The sequence below is a fragment of the Bacillus sp. NSP9.1 genome, assembly GCF_000465465.2.
Classification (GTDB): domain Bacteria; phylum Bacillota; class Bacilli; order Bacillales; family Bacillaceae; genus Bacillus; species Bacillus sonorensis_A.
Map to the genome: position 1 here is coordinate 2,080,405 of NZ_CP048273.1, position 18,277 is coordinate 2,098,681.

Annotated in this window: 16 protein-coding genes; 15 read left to right on the forward strand and 1 reads right to left on the reverse strand. The window is 50.0% G+C overall.

Translation table 11 applies throughout. From position 1 onward, the window contains the following. Window position 1 precedes the first annotated feature (1 nt). Both M654_RS10775 and M654_RS10780 read left to right on the forward strand, forming a co-directional pair. Window positions 2-787 carry a sirohydrochlorin chelatase gene (locus tag M654_RS10775; protein ID WP_026586910.1) on the forward strand — a complete coding sequence of 262 codons (786 nt, stop codon included), beginning with the start codon at window positions 2-4 and terminating at the stop codon, window positions 785-787. Then, entirely contained in the window at window positions 768-1,262 is a 495-nt protein-coding gene (locus M654_RS10780; protein WP_026586911.1) for an NAD(P)-dependent oxidoreductase, read from the forward strand. The genes M654_RS10775 and M654_RS10780 overlap by 20 nt, the downstream gene beginning before the upstream one ends. 17 nt (window positions 1,263-1,279) lie before the next feature. Here the strand turns inward: M654_RS10780 and M654_RS10785 are convergent, their stop codons facing one another. Further along, window positions 1,280-2,995 carry an Rqc2 family fibronectin-binding protein gene (locus M654_RS10785; protein ID WP_026586912.1) on the reverse strand — a complete coding sequence of 572 codons (1,716 nt, stop codon included), beginning with the start codon at window positions 2,993-2,995 and terminating at the stop codon, window positions 1,280-1,282. A gap of 140 nt (window positions 2,996-3,135) precedes the next feature. Between M654_RS10785 and M654_RS10790 the strand changes: the two genes are divergently transcribed. The 13 genes from M654_RS10790 (at window position 3,136) to pknB (ending at window position 18,269) form a co-directional block, all read left to right on the forward strand. Continuing rightward, complete coding sequence (locus M654_RS10790; RefSeq protein WP_026586913.1) at window positions 3,136-5,805, forward strand: calcium-translocating P-type ATPase, SERCA-type; 2,670 nt, start codon at window positions 3,136-3,138, stop codon at window positions 5,803-5,805. Window positions 5,806-5,879: 74 nt separating this feature from the next. Beyond that, window positions 5,880-6,755 (forward strand): YicC/YloC family endoribonuclease, encoded by an 876-nt coding sequence (locus tag M654_RS10795; protein ID WP_026586914.1) that lies wholly within the window; start codon window positions 5,880-5,882, stop codon window positions 6,753-6,755. Between the two features lie 74 nt (window positions 6,756-6,829). Beyond that, window positions 6,830-7,099 carry an extracellular matrix/biofilm regulator RemA gene (gene remA, locus M654_RS10800; RefSeq protein WP_026586915.1) on the forward strand — a complete coding sequence of 90 codons (270 nt, stop codon included), beginning with the start codon at window positions 6,830-6,832 and terminating at the stop codon, window positions 7,097-7,099. Window positions 7,100-7,107: 8 nt separating this feature from the next. Then, on the forward strand, window positions 7,108-7,722 hold the full coding sequence (gene gmk / locus M654_RS10805) for a guanylate kinase (RefSeq protein WP_026586916.1): 615 nt from the start codon (window positions 7,108-7,110) through the stop codon (window positions 7,720-7,722). 3 nt (window positions 7,723-7,725) lie between these two features. Then, window positions 7,726-7,926, forward strand: coding sequence for a DNA-directed RNA polymerase subunit omega (gene rpoZ / locus M654_RS10810; RefSeq protein ID WP_026586917.1), 201 nt, complete (start codon window positions 7,726-7,728; stop codon window positions 7,924-7,926). Window positions 7,927-8,008: 82 nt separating this feature from the next. After that, a complete protein-coding gene (coaBC, locus tag M654_RS10815; RefSeq protein WP_026586918.1) occupies window positions 8,009-9,226 on the forward strand; it encodes a bifunctional phosphopantothenoylcysteine decarboxylase/phosphopantothenate--cysteine ligase CoaBC in 1,218 nt (405 codons plus the stop codon). After that, complete coding sequence (gene priA / locus M654_RS10820; RefSeq protein WP_026586919.1) at window positions 9,223-11,640, forward strand: primosomal protein N'; 2,418 nt, start codon at window positions 9,223-9,225, stop codon at window positions 11,638-11,640. The genes coaBC and priA overlap by 4 nt, the downstream gene beginning before the upstream one ends. Before the next feature lie 25 nt (window positions 11,641-11,665). Next, a complete protein-coding gene (gene def, locus M654_RS10825) occupies window positions 11,666-12,148 on the forward strand; it encodes a peptide deformylase (protein ID WP_026586920.1) in 483 nt (160 codons plus the stop codon). Between the two features lie 4 nt (window positions 12,149-12,152). Then, entirely contained in the window at window positions 12,153-13,106 is a 954-nt protein-coding gene (fmt, locus tag M654_RS10830; RefSeq protein ID WP_026586921.1) for a methionyl-tRNA formyltransferase, read from the forward strand. Then, window positions 13,093-14,442 carry a 16S rRNA (cytosine(967)-C(5))-methyltransferase RsmB gene (rsmB, locus tag M654_RS10835; protein WP_026586922.1) on the forward strand — a complete coding sequence of 450 codons (1,350 nt, stop codon included), beginning with the start codon at window positions 13,093-13,095 and terminating at the stop codon, window positions 14,440-14,442. The genes fmt and rsmB overlap by 14 nt, the downstream gene beginning before the upstream one ends. Next, window positions 14,439-15,527 (forward strand): dual-specificity RNA methyltransferase RlmN, encoded by a 1,089-nt coding sequence (rlmN, locus tag M654_RS10840; protein ID WP_026586923.1) that lies wholly within the window; start codon window positions 14,439-14,441, stop codon window positions 15,525-15,527. Before rsmB ends, rlmN begins: the two co-directional genes overlap by 4 nt. Window positions 15,528-15,534: 7 nt before the next feature. Continuing rightward, a complete protein-coding gene (locus M654_RS10845) occupies window positions 15,535-16,299 on the forward strand; it encodes a Stp1/IreP family PP2C-type Ser/Thr phosphatase (RefSeq protein WP_026586924.1) in 765 nt (254 codons plus the stop codon). Beyond that, a complete protein-coding gene (gene pknB, locus M654_RS10850; protein WP_026586925.1) occupies window positions 16,293-18,269 on the forward strand; it encodes a Stk1 family PASTA domain-containing Ser/Thr kinase in 1,977 nt (658 codons plus the stop codon). Before M654_RS10845 ends, pknB begins: the two co-directional genes overlap by 7 nt. Window positions 18,270-18,277: the final 8 nt, after the last annotated feature.

The following is an 18,277-nucleotide window of genomic DNA, read 5'->3' on the forward strand; positions in this document are numbered from 1 at the left end:
TATGAAACAAGCGATTTTATATATCGGACACGGCAGCCGGCTGAAAAAAGCGGAGAAAGAAGCGGCCGCTTTTCTGGAAGACTGCCAAAAACATATGGCGGCACCGATTCAGGAAATCTCTTTTTTGGAACTGGCGGCGCCCGATATCGAAACGGGCTTTAAAGCCTGTGTACAAAACGGGGCGACACATATTGCCGCTGTTCCGCTTCTGCTTTTGACCGCCGCGCACGCCAAAAGGGATATCCCTCAGGAACTCGCCCGCGTTTCTTCGCAATATCCTTCCGTCCGCGTCACTTACGGCAAGCCGATTGGTGTCGACGAGGAAGTCGTCAAAGCTGTTTTAACGCGGATTGAGGAAACGGGGACACCTTATGAAAACGCAAGAGTCGTATTGATCGGCAGAGGCAGCTCAGATCCGGATGTCAAACGCGATGTGAGTGAAATTGCGGCGCGCCTAGAGGAACTCGCCCCCGTCGAGACGGTCATTCCCTGCTTTATGACGGCTTGCCGTCCGCATTATCAAGATGTTTTGGCAGATCTGACCGAATCCGGCGGAAAAACGACATTCATCGTTCCGTATCTGCTGTTTACCGGCATGCTGATGAATGAGATCGAAAGGGAGACCGCCAAACTGAAGGAATCCAATCGTGACGTTGTGCTGACCGAATATCTCGGCTTCCACCCCCATATTAAACAAGCCTTTTTACATCGTGTTGAAGAGACCGTTTTAAACGAGTCCGGCCGGTTTGATTTTAAAGGAGCAGCCGATGCTGCCTCTGCACATTAAGATCAGCGGCAAGGCGGTCGTCATTGCAGGGGGAGGGCGGATTGCCGCAAGAAGGCTGAAAACGGTCATTGATGAAGGGGCAGCCGCGACCGTCGTCAGTCCTGAAGTATCAGCTGAAATGCTTGAGCTGATTGAACATTACGGTGTCAGCTGGAAAAGAAAAAAAGCGGAGCCTGCCGATTTCAAGGAAGCCTTTTTAATGATTCTCGCCACTGATGACCCTGAGACGAACAGGCGGATTGCCGAATCGGCTTCAGCGTCTCAGCTGGTCAATGTCGCGAGTGAAGCCGAACGCGGAAACGTCTACGTTCCAAAAATCATTCATAAAGGAAACGTGACAATCTCTGTCTCAACCAACGGCGCCAGTCCGCGCCACACGATCGAACTGGCCGGGCGGATCGAAGAATTGATCGATGATCGGCTTGTCCGTGAAATCGAAACGCTTTTTCATAAAAGAAGGGGCCCGAACCAATAGGTTCGGGCCTTTTTTAGTCAGCGCGTTTTTTTCAGCTTGATGACAAGGTCTTCATCAGGGGTGACAAAAACGGTTTGCTGACGGTCATACGTGACAAATCCCGGTTTTGCGCCGTTCGGTTTTTTCACATAGCGTATTTTCGTATAGTCGACAGGGACCGAAGCCGAATTTTTCGCTTTGCTGTAGTAGGCCGCGATCTGAGCCGCTTCAAGAATCGTTTTCTCATCCGGATCACTCGTTCTAATGACGACATGCGAGCCCGGGATGTCCTTTGTGTGAAGCCAAATATCGTCGCGGGCGGCAAGCCTCATCGTCAAATACTCATTCTGTTTATTGTTTTTGCCGACAAGAATGGTTTCTCCTGCTGTCGATTCGTATGTTTCAAGGGTTGGCGCCTGTTTTTTCTGCTTTTTCTGACCCTTAGGCTGTTTGATGCGCAAATACTTTCCTTCTGCAAGCTCTTCGCGGATTTCATTTAAATCCTTCGGCGAGGCTGATGTGAGCTGCTGAATGAGCTGGTCGAAATACGCGATTTCCTCTTCGGCCAGCCTGATCTGCTCCTTGACGACATCCACGGAATTTTTCGCCTTTTGGTATTTTGTAAAATAGCTTTGCGCATTTTCCGACGGTGTTTTATTCGGGTCGAGCGGAATGGTAACCTCTCCGCCGTCTTCATCATAATAGTTGATCACCGTCGCCGATTGATCGCCTTTTTTCAGCTGGTAGAGGTTCGCTGTCAAAAGCTCTCCGTAAAGCTGAAAATCCTTCGCGTGCTTCGATTGCTCGAGCGTTTTTTCGAGCTTTTTGATTTTATTTTCGTTTTTTTTCTTTTCATTGACGACGAACCGTTCTAAATCATGAGCCTGCTGTTTGACGCGGTCGCGTTCCGCTTTTCCGAAATAGTAGCGATCCAGAAGTCCGCTCAAGCTGTCAAACACACGCTTTTCGCCTTTTAGATGCGTCAAATCAAGCAGGTAAAAATATTCTTTTCCCTCTTGTGACACAAGCTGCGGAGCGAAGCGCCGGTCTTTGACGGCGGCGAACATCTCCACAAGCTCATTCGGGAGTGTCGCCCTGTTGGCGAGCCCTGCGCGAAACACGGCTTCTTTAGCAAGCAGCGGAGAGACGCCGGAGAAGGTGTTGACAATCTGCTTATCCAATTTTCCTTCCTGAAAGTTCAGGTGGCGGAGAATGTCCTCTTTCCCGGTTTCCAGCGGAGACAGCTTGTTCTGCGCTGGAGGCAGAACATAGTCGTAGCCGGGGAGAACGGTCCGGTAGCTGTTCACGGCAGGGGGAAGGTGTTTTAAGCTGTCGATGATCACGTCTTTTTCTCCATCTGTCAAGACGATGTTGCTGTGCCTTCCCATGATTTCAACGAAAAGTTTTCTGACGAGCATATCGCCGATTTCGTTGCGGCTTCGGATGTGGAAGACCATCATTCTGTCCATTCCGATTTGTTCAATCTGCTCGATAAATCCGCCTTCCAGATGCTTGCGGAGCAGCATGCAAAACATCGGCGGAGCGCTCGGGTTATCATATGTTTCATTTGTGAGATGCACCCGTGCGTAGCTTGGATGGGCGGAAAGCAGCAATTTAACGTTCTTCCCGTTCGCTCTGATATGAAAAATAAGTTCGTGCTTAAACGGCTGATGGATTTTTGCAATCCGTCCGCCTTGGATGACTTTGTTCAGTTCCTCTGTCATTCCGTATGTAAAAATGCCGTCAAAAGACATGTTGATAACACCCTTTTCTCGTTATTCCTCTAACTAAATTGCCATTCAATAATTATAGCATGATTTTGGACGAGTCTGAATAAATTGACTTGTAGAGACGGAGTCTTAAAGCACTTAGGGCAGGAGGAGTGGACGAATCAATGAAATGGCACGAGATGGGACAAACCGAATTGTTGAATATAACAAAAACGTCCATAAACAATGGTTTAACAGAAAAAGAGGTTCAAAAACGCCTGGAAAGACACGGAGCAAACGAGCTTCAGGAAGGGGAAAGGACATCGGCGCTCGCCTTGTTTTTTTCCCAGTTTAAAGACTTTATGGTTCTTGTGCTAGTAGCGGCGACGCTGATTTCCGGTTTTTTGGGGGAGTACATCGATGCGATCGCCATCATTGCGATTATCTTTGTAAATGGCATTCTCGGATTTTTTCAGGAGAGGCGGGCGGAACGGTCGCTTGAGGCATTGAAGGAACTGTCGGCTCCCCAGGTGACAGTGCTAAGGGAAGGGAGCTGGATCAAAGTTCCTTCAAAAGAGCTTGTGCCGGGTGATGTGGTGCGCTTTTCAAGCGGCGACAGGATCGGCGCCGATCTTCGAGTCGTCGAGGCAAAGAGCCTGGAAATAGAAGAGTCGGCTCTCACCGGGGAATCGCTTCCTGTGTCTAAGCACGCTGATGTGTTTCAAGCCTCTGATGTTTCTTTAGGCGACTTAACAAATATGGCCTTTATGGGAACGCTTGTCACAAGGGGAAGCGGCATGGGCGTTGTCATTGGCACAGGAATGAACTCTGCGATGGGAAAAATCGCCGATATGCTTGAATCGGCCGGGAATGCTTCGACTCCGCTGCAAAGAAGGCTGGAAGAGCTCGGCAAAATTCTGATCGTGGCCGCCCTCTTCCTGACGCTGCTTGTTGTTATCGCCGGCGTCATTCAAGGGCATGACATCTACAGCATGTTTTTGGCGGGCGTTTCACTGGCCGTTGCCGCTATACCTGAAGGACTGCCGGCGATTGTGACAGTCGCTTTGTCCCTCGGTGTACAGCGGATGATCAAGCAAAAATCGATTGTCAGGAAGCTGCCTGCGGTGGAAACGCTGGGATGCGCCTCGATTATTTGCTCTGATAAAACGGGAACGATGACACAGAACAAAATGACGGTCACCCATGTCTGGTCAGGGGGGAAAACGTGGAACGTGTCAGGCATCGGCTATGACCCGAAAGGCTCTTTCAGCATGGATGGTCGCGACATTCAGATCAAAAACCACAAATCATTGCAGCAGGTTCTGCTGTTTGGCGCACTCTGCAATTCATCCTCCATCATCGAAGAAGACGGCGATTTTCGTCTTGACGGGGATCCGACAGAAGGGGCATTGCTAACGGCGGCCAAAAAAGCGGGGTTTACTGACCGGTATGTTGGCGAGCATTTTAAAGTCGTCGAGGAGTTTCCCTTTGATTCGACGCGTAAGATGATGTCCGTCATCGTCGAAGACAAAAGCGGAAAGCGGTTTGTGATTACAAAGGGCGCCCCCGATGTCTTGATGAAGCGGTCGTCACACACGCTGAAAGGAAGCCGGGAAGCGTTTACGAAAGAACGGCTCACAGAGACAAGCGCCGCCCTGGAACGGCTTGCCTCACAGGCGCTGCGGACGATCGCCGTCGCATATAAACCGCTGAAGGAAACGGAGAATCCGCCGCTCGAAAAAGCGGAATCCGGTTTAACGTTTATCGGTCTTTTCGGAATGATTGATCCGCCGCGTCCGGAAGTGAAAAAAGCGATCAAAGAGTGCCGGAAAGCGGGGATCAAAACAGTGATGATCACCGGGGACCATGTGACGACGGCAACGGCGATCGCAAAACAGCTGGGTCTTTTGCCGCCGGGCGGAAAAGTCATGGACGGGCAGATGCTGAACGAGCTTTCACAGGAAGAGCTGGCAGAAACCGCGGAAAATGTTTACGTGTTTGCCAGAGTATCGCCGGAACACAAGCTGAAAATCGTCACCGCATACCAGGAAAACGGACATATCGTCGCCATGACCGGAGACGGCGTCAATGACGCGCCCGCCATCAAACAAGCTGATATCGGGATCGCCATGGGGATCACCGGGACGGATGTCGCCAAAGAAGCTTCATCATTGATTCTCGTCGATGATAATTTTGCCACGATTAAATCGGCGATCAAGGAAGGGCGGAACATCTACGAAAATATTAGAAAGTTCATCAGATATCTTTTAGCATCCAATGTAGGCGAGATTCTTGTCATGCTGTTTGCGATGCTGCTAGCCCTCCCTTTGCCGCTCGTGCCGATTCAAATTCTTTGGGTCAACCTTGTGACAGACGGGCTCCCGGCCATGGCACTCGGAATGGATCAGCCTGAGGGCGATGTCATGAAGAGAAAACCGCGCAATCCGAAAGAGGGCGTGTTTGCGAGGGGACTTGGCTGGAAAGTGGTCTCGCGCGGGTTTTTAATCGGCGCTGCTACGCTCGGGGCCTTTATGTTCATTTACCACCGAAATCCTGAAGAGCTTGCATATGCCCAGACCGTCGCCTTTGCGACATTGGTGCTGGCCCAGCTGATTCATGTGTTTGACTGCCGCAGCGAACGTTCTATTTTTGACCGCAATCCGTTTGAGAACCTTTACTTGCTCGGGGCCGTCTTGTCTTCGATTTTGCTGATGCTGGTTGTCATTTATTATCCGCCGCTGCAGCCGATCTTCCATACCGTCCCGATTTTAATGGTAGACTGGCTCTTGATTATCGGCATGTCGGCCATCCCAACTTTTTTGCTAGCCGGGTCACTTTTGACAAGAAAAAAATAGGCTTGTATGATATAATCTTAAAGGTAATAGAGGTTTCTATTGCCTTTTTACTTATACAGAATTGGGTGTGTTTTATGATACGGAGTATGACCGGTTTCGGCAGCGCGAGCAAAACGAAGGATGGGCTGACAGCAGCTGTTGAGCTGAAATCTGTCAACTATCGGTTTAAAGAAGTGAACGCCCGCATGCCAAGGCCTTTGCTCTATTTAGAAGACAAAATAAAGCAAACGATTTTTAAGCATATACAAAGAGGAAGACTGGAGCTGTTCGTTTCGGTTGATGGCGAGGCTCTGGTCAGCCGGAAAATCCAGGTTGACTGGCCGCTGCTTGAAGAGTATCTCAAAGCCGCAGGCGAGATGAAAGACCGCTGTCAGCTTTCGGGAGATGTCACGGTTCATGACGCCTTTCAGTTTGAACATGTCGTTCAGGTTGAGGAGGAGCCTGTCCGCAACGAGCAGCTTGAAGGTGTTCTTCTCGAAGCGGTTGAGGAAGCCATCCTTGAACTGTGCAGCATGCGCGAAGCAGAAGGGCTGAGGCTTAAGGAAGACTGCCTTCTGCAAATCGAAAGGCTTGAGAAGCTGACAGACGATGTCGCAAAGCTTGCTCCCCGCGTCGTTGACCACTATAGGGATCGCCTTGAGGCAAGGCTTGAAGAATGGTCGGCAGACCGCCTCGACGAAAGCCGGCTCTTGACCGAAGTCGCTTTGTTTGCTGACCGCTCCGATATCACGGAGGAAGTGACAAGGCTGAAAAGCCATTTCCGCCAGTTCCGCGATATTTGCGATTCAGGCGGGCCGGCGGGGAGAAAGCTTGATTTTCTCGTGCAGGAGCTCAACCGGGAAGCGAATACGATCGGCTCAAAGGCAAATGATCATCAGATCACAAAACATGTAGTCGAAATGAAAAGCTCTATTGAAAAAATAAAAGAACAAGTGCAAAATATAGAATAGCGATTGTGCGTATTGTTTAGGGATGTTCTCTCCAGGTTAAACTAGAGACGTCCAATACAGGGGGAACGTAGAAGATGACGATTAAACTGATTAATATCGGCTTTGGAAATATCATATCCGCGAATCGGCTCATCTCGATTGTGAGTCCGGAGTCCGCGCCTATCAAACGGATGATCCAGGATGCGAGAGACCGCGGTATGCTTATAGATGCTACATACGGAAGAAGAACGCGAGCGGTTGTCATTATGGACAGTGACCATATCATCTTATCTGCCGTCCAGCCTGAGACAGTAGCACAAAGGCTTTCCGCTAAAGAAGAAATCATGGATGAAGGGCAGGGATAATTGGCCTTATGAAAGAAAGAGGATTATTAATCGTTCTCTCCGGCCCTTCCGGCGTCGGTAAAGGAACGGTCAGGCAGGCGCTGTTTGCTCAGGAGGACACAAAGTTTGAATATTCGATTTCGGTAACGACGAGGCAGCCGCGACAAGGTGAGAGAGACGGCGTCGATTACTTTTTCAAAACGCGTGAACAATTTGAAGAAATGATTGAAAACGACAAGCTGCTCGAATGGGCCGAGTATGTCGGCAACTATTACGGGACACCCGTCGATTACGTGGAGAAGACCCTTGAAGAAGGAAAGGATGTTTTCCTTGAAATTGAGGTGCAGGGGGCGCTCCAAGTCAGAAAGGCGTTTCCCGAAGGCCTGTTTATCTTTTTGGCGCCGCCGAGCCTTGCCGAGCTGAAAAACCGGATTACAACAAGAGGGACTGAATCTGAAACCCTGATTGAAAACCGGATGAAAGCGGCGAAGGAAGAAATCGAACTGATGGACGCCTATGACTATGTTGTCGAAAATGACAGTATTGAGCTTGCCTGCGAAAGAATCAAAGCAATCGTTCTCGCCGAGCATTTGCGGCGTGACCGCGTTGCCCCAAGATATAAGAAAATGCTGGAGGTTGAATAACTTATGCTAGATCCGTCAATTGACTCTTTAATGAATAAACTCGATTCAAAATACACGCTTGTGACTGTGTCGGCAAGACGCGCCCGTGAAATGCAGATCAACAAAGACGCACAGATCGAAAACCCGAAGTCGCATAAATATGTCGGCAAAGCGCTGGAGGAAATCGATGCCGGCCTTTTGACATTTGAAAAGGAAAATCGCTAATAGCCTTAAAAATAGCAACCTATCCATTAGGTTGTTATTTTTTTCAGGGAACCATCCAACAGAACATAAGGGGGAGAAAACGATGCTGAAAGATCGCAACATTCTGCTGTGTGTAAGCGGAGGAATTGCGGTGTACAAAGCAGCCGCACTGACGAGCAAGCTTGTACAGGCAGGGGCCAATGTCAAAGTCATCATGACAAAATCCGCCTGCGAATTTGTCTCACCGCTCACTTTCCAGGCGCTTTCGCGTCACCACGTTTATACCGATACATTTGAAGAGCCGAATCCGCGCGTGATCGCCCACATCGACGCTGCGGATTGGGCTGATCTTGTGATTGTTGCACCTGCAACAGCCAACATTATCGGAAAACTCGCCTCAGGGCTGGCCGACGACATGCTGACGACGACGCTTTTGGCGACGACGGCGCCGGTGTGGATCGCTCCGGCCATGAATGTCCACATGTATGACCACCCGGCCGTCAAACGGAATATCGATGTTCTCTACAAGGACGGCTACCGGTTTATTGAGCCGAGCGAAGGCTATCTTGCCTGCGGGTATGTCGGCAAAGGCCGGCTTGAGGAACCGGAACGGATCGTCCAATTGGCAGAAGAGCATTTCACAGGTGGAAAGACCGGTCTATTAGCGGGAAAACACGTTGTGGTCACAGCGGGCCCGACAAGGGAAAAAGTCGACCCCGTCCGCTTTTTCTCAAACCGTTCGACAGGGAAAATGGGCTATGCCTTTAGTGAGGAAGCGGCAAAGCTGGGAGCGCGTGTGACGCTGATCAGCGGCCCCACGTCGCTTGATGAACCGCCGGGGGTTGACGTCGTTCGCGTCCAATCTGCCGAAGAGATGTATCAAGCGGTTCTGTCTGTATTCGATGAGAGCGACATCGTCATTAAAACCGCAGCTGTCGCCGATTATCGGCCGAAGCATATTCATGACCAAAAAATGAAGAAAAAAGACGGCAGCCTGGTGATTGAGCTTGAACGGACAAAAGATATTTTAAAAGAGCTGGGCCAGAGGAAAACAAAGCAAATCCTGATCGGTTTTGCAGCGGAAACCGAAAGTATTGAAGAATACGCCCGAAAAAAGCTGGACTCTAAAAACGCCGACATGATTGTCGCCAACAATGTCACCGCTGAAGGCGCCGGTTTTGGAACGGAGACCAACATTGTCACGGTTTATCATAAAGACGGGAAAAAGACAGCACACCCTCTGATGACAAAGCGGGAGGTTGCCGCTCAAGTCTTAAAGGAAGCCGCCCTGCTTTTTGATCGGAGCGGGACCTCTTCATGAACTTTGCAGAAGTGATCGTCGATGTCACCACGAAAAATATCGACAGACCGTTTGACTACCGCATCCCGGAAAAATGGAAAGGGATGATTCAAAAAGGGATGCGGGTGATCGTTCCCTTTGGCGCCCGCAAAATACAAGGGTTTGTTATCGGTGTGAAGGACACATCAGAACTCGCCGGGCGCGCGGTCAAGGAGATCGAGGAAATCCTTGACCTGACGCCTGTTTTAACCGAAGAGCTGCTCGATTTGTCCGACTGGCTGACAGAAAAAACGCTTTCTTATAAAATTACGGCTTTGCAGGCGATGCTGCCGGCTGCGATGAAAGCGAAGTACGGCAAAGAAATCAACGTGATCAGAGAAGAGCGGCTTCCAGATAGGCTGAAACGATTGTTTTCCGAAAAGACGTCACTCTCCTATTCAGATATAGAAGACCACGGGATATTGAAGCTCATCCAGCGCCAGGTTCAAGAAGGAAACCTTGAAGTGGCCTACAAGGTCAAGCAGAAAACAAACAAAAAGACGCAGAGAATGATCGCGCCCCTCTGTTCGAGGACGAAATTGAATGAGGCGCTGGACGAGCTTTCTGCCCAGGCTGTCAAACAAACAGCAATTCTTCAGTTTTTCATTGCATCCGATGAGGGGCTCTCGGTGCCGGCAAAGGATCTTCTCGAAAAGACCGGCGGGTCCTCCGCATCCTTAAAAGCGCTGATTCAAAAAGGCCTGCTGAAGGAGAGCGAGCAGGAGGTTTACAGAGACCCTTATCAGGACAGAATGTTCAAAAAAACCGAGCCGCTTGCTTTGACTGAAGAACAGGCCCGAGCATTTGAAGCGGTGGCAGAAGCGATTGAAGAAAAGCGGCATGACGTATTCCTTCTTCACGGCGTCACCGGCAGCGGTAAAACAGAAATTTATTTGCAATCGATTGAAAAGGTGCTGAAAGCCGGCAAGGAAGCGATCGTCCTCGTTCCGGAAATCTCGCTCACACCGCAAATGGTCAACCGTTTCAAAGGCCGTTTCGGCTCACAGGTTGCCGTCTTGCACAGCGGGCTTTCAACAGGAGAAAAATATGATGAATGGCGGAAAATCCACCGCAAAGAAGTCCGGCTTGTCGTGGGGGCGCGCTCCGCGATTTTCGCCCCGTTTGAAAATCTCGGTATGATCATTATTGATGAAGAGCATGAAACATCTTACAAACAGGAGGAAATGCCGAGATACCACGCGAAAGAAGCGGCGATTAAACGGGCCGAATACCATCGGTGTCCGGTCGTCCTCGGCAGCGCGACTCCGACGCTTGAATCGTTTGCCCGCGCAAAAAAAGGCGTCTACAAGCTGCTTACCCTCAAGCACCGTGTCAACCATCAGGTTATGCCTGACGTTTCCCTCGTCGATATGAGGGAAGAACTGAGAAACGGAAACCGTTCGATGTTTTCCAGAGATTTAATGGCAGCTCTTGAAGAGACGCTTGAAAAAGGCGAGCAGGCCGTCCTGTTTTTAAATAAAAGGGGCTATTCCTCGTTTGTGATGTGCAGGGACTGCGGATATGTCATCCAATGTCCGCACTGCGAAATTTCCCTCACATACCATAGATTCGGCCAGCGCCTCAAATGCCACTATTGCGGCTATGAAACCGGGATGCCGTCAAGCTGTCCCGAATGCGGAAGCGAACATATCCGCTATTTTGGAACAGGAACACAGCGGGTCGAAGAGGAGTTGGCGAAAATTTTGCCTGCTGCCAGGGTCATCCGCATGGACGTGGATACAACTTCAAGAAAAGGAGCCCATGAAAAACTGCTCACATCCTTTGGGAGAGGGGAAGCCGATATCCTGCTCGGCACGCAGATGATCGCCAAAGGGCTCGATTTTGAAAACGTCACACTTGTCGGGGTGCTGAGCGCCGATACGATGCTTCACATCCCCGATTTCAGAGCAGCGGAAAAAACGTTTCAGCTGATGACGCAGGTCAGCGGAAGAGCCGGACGTCACGAAAAGCCGGGCAGGGTCATCATTCAAACTTATACCCCGTCCCACTACAGCATTGAGCTCACGAAAACGCATGACTATGAAACATTTTTCCGGCAGGAAATGCTTCACAGAAGAGAGCAGGCATACCCGCCGTATTATTATTTGGCGCTCGTCACCGTCTCACACGAAGAGGTGACAAAAGCGGCCATCGTCACGGAAAAAATCGCCGGCTTTTTAAAAGCGAACATTTCCGGCGACGCTAAAATTCTCGGGCCGGTCGCATCGCCGATTGCCAGGATCAAAGATAGATATCGCTATCAATGCGTGATAAAATACAAACAGGAAAAAATGCTTACATCTTTACTCAAAAAAGTGATGGATCATTATAAGCGGGATATTGAACAAAAACAATTGTCGATTTCGGTAGATATGAATCCTTATATGATGATGTAAGACATAGCAGATGGAGGGCTTATCGTTGGCAGTAAAACCGATCGTAACGTACCCGGCAGAAGTGCTTGAAACCCCTGCCGAGCCCGTTGCGGCTTTTGATAAATCATTAAAAAAACTACTTGATAACATGTATGACACGATGCTCGAACTGGATGGAGTCGGCCTCGCCGCTCCGCAGATCGGCGTCTCCAAAAGGGCGGCCGTCGTCGATATCGGTGATGAGACAGGGAGGATCGAGCTGATCAATCCGGAGATCATCGAGGAACGCGGCGAACAGACAGGACCTGAAGGGTGCTTGAGCTTTCCGGGTTTATACGGCGAAGTGACGCGGTCTGACTATGTCAAGGTGAAGGCATGCGACCGCCGCGGAAAACCGTTCACAATTGAAGCGGAGGGTTTTTTGGCGAGAGCGCTGCTGCACGAAATCGACCACCTGGACGGCGTTTTATTTACGTCAAAAGTAACGCGCTACATTGAAGCGGAAGAACTTGAGGAAATGGAAGGATGATTGGATGACAAGGATCGTTTTTATGGGGACGCCGGATTTTTCGGTTCCGGTGCTGAATACACTGATCAAAGACGGCTATGATGTGGTGGGTGTCGTCACTCAGCCCGATCGTCCAAAGGGGCGAAAAAAGGTCATGACACCGCCTCCGGTCAAAGAAGAAGCGCTGCGGCACGGCATTCCCGTGCTTCAGCCTGAAAGGGTGCGGGTAGAGGAGGAGACCGACAGGATTCTTCAGCTTGAGCCCGACCTAATCGTAACGGCGGCATTTGGCCAAATCCTGCCGAAAAAGCTTTTGGATTATCCGAAATACGGCTGCATCAATGTCCACGCTTCCCTCTTGCCCGAGCTTCGCGGAGGAGCGCCGATCCACTACGCAATCCTTGAAGGCAAACAGAAAACGGGTGTGACGATTATGTACATGGTCGAAAAGCTCGATGCGGGGGACATGCTGTCAAAAGTGGAAGTGGACATCGAAGAAGATGATAATGTCGGCACCCTTCATGATAAACTGAGCCAGGCGGGAGCCGCGCTTCTTTCCGAAACGGTTCTGAAAGTCATCAACGGTTCGGTGTCACCGGAAAAACAGGATGAAGAAAAAGCGACATATGCGCCAAACATTAAACGTGAGCAGGAACGGATCGACTGGTCAAAACCTGGTGAAGTTCTGTACAACCAGGTGCGCGGTCTAAATCCTTGGCCTGTCGCCTACACGATGCTCGGCGGAAAGACCTTGAAAGTCTGGGCGGCGAAAAAGACTTCGGCAGGAAAACAGGGAGAGCCGGGAGAGATCATCGCCGTTGAAAAGGACGGGATTGTCGTTGCGACTGGAAACAGCACCGCGCTGAAACTGACGGAAGTGCAGCCGGCGGGCAAAAAAAGAATGAGGGGCGAAGACTTCGTAAGGGGAGCGGGTCTTCAAACCGGAATGAAATTAGGTTATGTCGATGAAGAAAAGTAATGTCAGGGAAGTGGCGCTTGATGCGCTGATTAAGCTCGATCAAAATCAGGCATACAGCAATCTCCTGCTCCAGTCTGTCATGAAAGCAAGCGATTTAAACGACAAGGACAGAGGGTTGCTGACAGAACTCGTTTACGGAACCCTTCAAAACAGGCTCGCTCTCGATTATATGCTGAAGCCGTTTATTAAAAAGCCGGAAAAGGTGAAACTATGGGTGATTCACCTTTTAAGAATGTCGCTGTACCAAATGGAATACTTGGAGAAAATACCTGACCGCGCCGCACTGTTTGAAGCGGTTGAGATCGCGAAAAAACGCGGGCACAAAGGCATTTCTTCATTCGTTAACGGGGTTTTGCGTTCGATTCAGAGGGAAGGCGTTCCTTCATTTGCTGATATCAGCGATCCGATTGAGCGCCTGGCGGTTGAAACGAGCCATCCGGAGTGGCTTGTCAGAGAATGGACGGAGGCTTACGGATTTGAGGCTGCTGAACAAGTGTGCAGAATCCATATGATTCCGCCGAAGCAAACGCTCCGGGTCAATACGCTGAAAAACGACAGAGACACACTGCTTAAACGCCTCAGTGAAGCAGGATTTGAGGCGGAGGAAGGCGATTTGTCCGAAGATGCTGTAAAGCTGTTAAAAGGAACGATCGCAGCGAGTCCGTTTTTCAAAGAAGGCGATGTGACCATTCAGGATGAAAGCTCAATGCTCGTGGGAAGAGCGGTCGGCCCGGTACCAGGAGAAACGATTCTTGACGCCTGCGCCGCCCCGGGAGGAAAATCGACCCATATCGGCGAGCTTCTTGAAAATACGGGGAAGATTGTCTCCCTTGACCTTCATCAGCATAAAGTCAAGCTGATCAAGGAAGCGGCCGGCCGGCTCGGCCTGTCAAACATCGAAGCCCGGGCGCTGGACGCCAGAAAGGCCGGTGCAGCTTTCGAGCCGGAAACTTTTGACCGGATTCTCGTCGATGCTCCGTGCTCCGGCTTTGGTGTCATCCGGAGAAAGCCGGATCTTAAATACAGCAAATCGCCTGAAGATTCCTCTCGTCTTGCCGGGATTCAGCTCGCCATTTTAAGGGAAATCGCACCGCTTTTGAAAAACGGCGGAACACTGGTCTACAGTACGTGTACGATGGACCGGACAGAAAATGAACAAGTCATGCATGCTTTTTTGGAAGAACACGACGAATTTGAAGCGGACCCCACCCTCGTCGAGCGGCTGCCCGAAAAAGCGGCGCCGTATGTCAAGGATGGGAGCATTCAAATCCTCCCTCACTACTTTGGTACAGACGGCTTCTTTATTTGCAGCATGAGAAAGAAGGGATCACAATGATTGAAACGAAACAAAAGATCAGAAAAGAATTGCGGACAGAGAAACCGTCCATTTATTCTTTTGAAATAGAGGATATCAAAAGCTGGCTTAAAGAAAACGGAGAAAAGCCTTTCCGCGCCACACAGATTTTCGAGTGGCTCTATGAAAAACGAGTCGCATCGTTTGATGAGATGACAAACCTTTCAAAGGAGCTCCGCGCCAAGCTGAAAGACCAATTTGTCTTAACAACGCTGAAAACGGCCGTCAAGCAGACATCTCAGGACGGAACGATGAAGTTTTTATTTGAGCTTCATGACGGATATACGATCGAAACCGTATTAATGCGGCATGAATATGGCAATTCTGTTTGTGTCACGACACAGGTGGGATGCCGGATCGGCTGTACGTTCTGCGCTTCAACACTCGGAGGGCTGAAGCGGAACCTTGAAGCAGGCGAGATCGTCGCACAGGTGGTCAAAGTGCAGCAGGCGCTCGATGAAACAGACGAGCGCGTCAGCTCGATCGTGATTATGGGAATCGGCGAACCGTTCGACAACTTTCAGGAAATGCTTGCTTTCTTGAAAATCGTTAACCATGATCAAGGGCTGAATATCGGTGCGCGCCACATCACGGTATCAACGAGCGGCATCATCCCGAAAATCTATGAGTTTGCCGATGAAAAGCTGCAAATCAATTTTGCGATTTCTCTGCACGCGCCAAACACGGAAATCAGAAGCCGGCTGATGCCGATCAACAGAGCGTACAAGCTTCCAGAGCTGATGAAAGCAGTCGAATACTACATTAAAAAAACCGGCAGAAGGGTCACGTTTGAGTACGGCCTTTTCGGCGGTGTCAACGATCAGGTAGAGCACGCGGAAGAATTGGCTGCATTATTAAAAGGAATCAAATGCCACGTCAATTTGATTCCCGTCAATTATGTACCTGAACGAGACTATGTCAGAACACCTAAAGAACAGATTTTCGCCTTTGAAAAAACATTAAAGTCTCACGGAGTAAATGTCACGATCAGAAGAGAGCAAGGCCATGATATTGACGCTGCCTGCGGACAGCTGCGTGCGAAGGAGCGAAAAGAAGAGACGAGGTGAATCAAGGTTGAAGACAGCCTTAAAGACGGACAGGGGAAAAATACGGCCGCACAATGAAGATGCTGCGGACATTTTTACTGAAAAAGAAGGATATGTTTTTGCCGTTGTCTGCGACGGTATGGGAGGTCATCTTGCCGGCGATGTTGCTAGCAAGATGGCCGTCTCATCCCTTCGGGACATCTGGGAGCAAACCGAAGACATTCCGGCTTCTCCCGCTGAGAGCGAAGCATGGCTGAAAGAGCAGATTTCGGCCGTCAATCAAAAACTATACGACCATGCAAGAGCGCACGAAGAATGCCAGGGAATGGGGACGACGGTCGTCTGCGCTTTATATGAGGGGAAAACGTTGACGGTCGCCCATATCGGCGACAGCCGCTGCTATCTTCTGCATCAAGACAGCTTGACTCAGCTGACCGAAGACCATTCGCTTGTCAATGAACTGGTCAAAACCGGAGGGATTTCAAAGGAAGACGCTGAACACCATCCGCGGAAAAACGTGCTGACAAAAGCGCTCGGTACAGATCCTGATGTACAGGTCGAGGCCCACACCTTTGAAATCGAACCCGGCGATCAAGTTCTGTTATGCTCTGACGGTCTGACGAACAAAGTGGATGATCAAACATTGCAGGAAATGCTTGAGGCTTCATCTTCTCCGGAGGAAAAAGCTGAGCGGCTTGTTCAGGCGGCCAATGACAACGGCGGCGAAGACAACATTACCGTCGCGATATTGGAGCTTCCTTTTCAAACTGAAGAAGGTGAAGACAAGTGCTAATCGGCAAAAGGATCAGCGGACGCTACCAAATCCTGCGCGCTATCGGCGGAGGGGGAATGGCTAACGTCTATTTGGCTGAAGACATCATACTCGATCGGGAAGTCGCGATTAAAGTGCTGCGATTTGACTTCGTTCACGACGCCGATTTCATCAGGCGGTTCAGACGGGAAGCCCAGTCCGCAGCAAGCCTCGATCATCCGAATATCGTCAGCATTTATGATGTCGGAGAAGAAGATGACATCTACTATATCGTCATGGAGTATGTAGAGGGGATGACCCTGAAAGAATACATAAACCGAACCGGTCCCCTCCATCCAAAAGAAGCGGTCCAAATCATGGAGCAGATCATCTCCGCCATCGCTCACGCCCATGAAAATCAAATCGTACACCGGGATATTAAACCGCACAATATTTTAATCGACCATATGGGACACATTAAAGTCACCGATTTCGGCATTGCCATGGCTTTAAGCTCAACAACCATTACGCACACCAACTCGGTATTGGGCTCTGTCCATTATTTGTCGCCTGAACAGGCAAGAGGCGGCCTGTCTACGAAGAAATCCGACATTTATTCACTCGGTATTGTGCTGTTCGAGCTGCTGACATCACGCACGCCATTTGAAGGCGAATCAGCGGTCTCAATCGCACTCAAACATCTGCAAACGGAAACCCCTACAGTGAAAAGGTGGAATCCCGCCGTGCCGCAAAGTTTAGAAAACGTCGTGCTCAAGGCCACGGCCAAAGATCCGTTTCACCGGTACGATTCCGCTGAAGAGATGGAAAGCGATTTGCAGACGGCTTTTGATCCGGACAGAATCGATGAAGCGAAATTCGCCATTCCGTCTGACGATGAGATGACGAAAGCGGTCCCGGTCATCAAAGACCTTCCGTCTGACGCGGATGGACAAGGGGATGCCGCTGATGTTGCGGAGGAGGCACCTGTTTTATCAAAAAAAGAAAAAAAGAAGCAGGCTAAAGCGGGCAAAAAGAAAAAAAGAAAAAAATGGCCGCTCATCGTGCTGACCCTGCTTTTCATTTTGATCACATCTGCCGTACTCGCTTTAACGGTGTTTCCGTCACTCTTCTTCCCTAAGGATGTAGAGGTTCCGAACGTTAGCGGCCTCGAATATGAAGAAGCCGTCACAGCGTTGGAAGGAGAAGGGTTTGAAGTCGATCCAAATGCGGAAGACATCGCCGACGAAAAAATTGCGGAAGGGCTGATTGTCAAAACAGACCCGGCAGCAGGCGATGTCGTCAAGGAAGGTGCGACAGTCAAGCTGTACAAAAGCTCCGGCAAGGCGAAAAAGGAAGTGGAAGATGTCGTCGGCCAAAAAGCCGATGCCGCACAAAAGCTGCTTGAACAAAAAGGCTTTAAACATATCAAGACGGAAGAGGTTCATGATGAAGAAGAAGCCGGCACTGTCATCGAACAGAAGCCGACGGCAGGAACGGAAATCGTGCCCGGCGACGACGAGGTCAAGTTGACGGTCAGCCTCGGACCGGAAGACATCACATTGAGAGATTTAAAAACATACAGCAAACAGGCAGCTTCAGGCTATCTGGATGATCACCAGCTCGTACTGGTGGAAAAAGAAGCGCACTCTGATGACGTTCCGGAAGGCCAGGTCATCAAACAAAAGCCTGCAGCCGGGTCGACCGTCAAACCGGGAGATAAGGTTGAGGTTACATTTTCACTCGGACCCGAACAAAAACCGGTCAAAACGGTGACCGAAAAAATCGAGATCCCTTATGAGCCGGAAACGGAGGGGGAAGAGCAGACCGTCCAGATTTCGATTGATGACGAAGACCACAGCATTTCCGACGTCTATGAAAATTTTAAAATCACGGCGCCGACCGAAAGAACGATCAAGTTCAGGATTGCCCCCGGCCAAAAAGGGTATTATCAAGTAACCGTCAACAATAAAGTGGTCAGGACCAAAACGATTGAATATCCTGAGGATGAATAAAGGAGGTG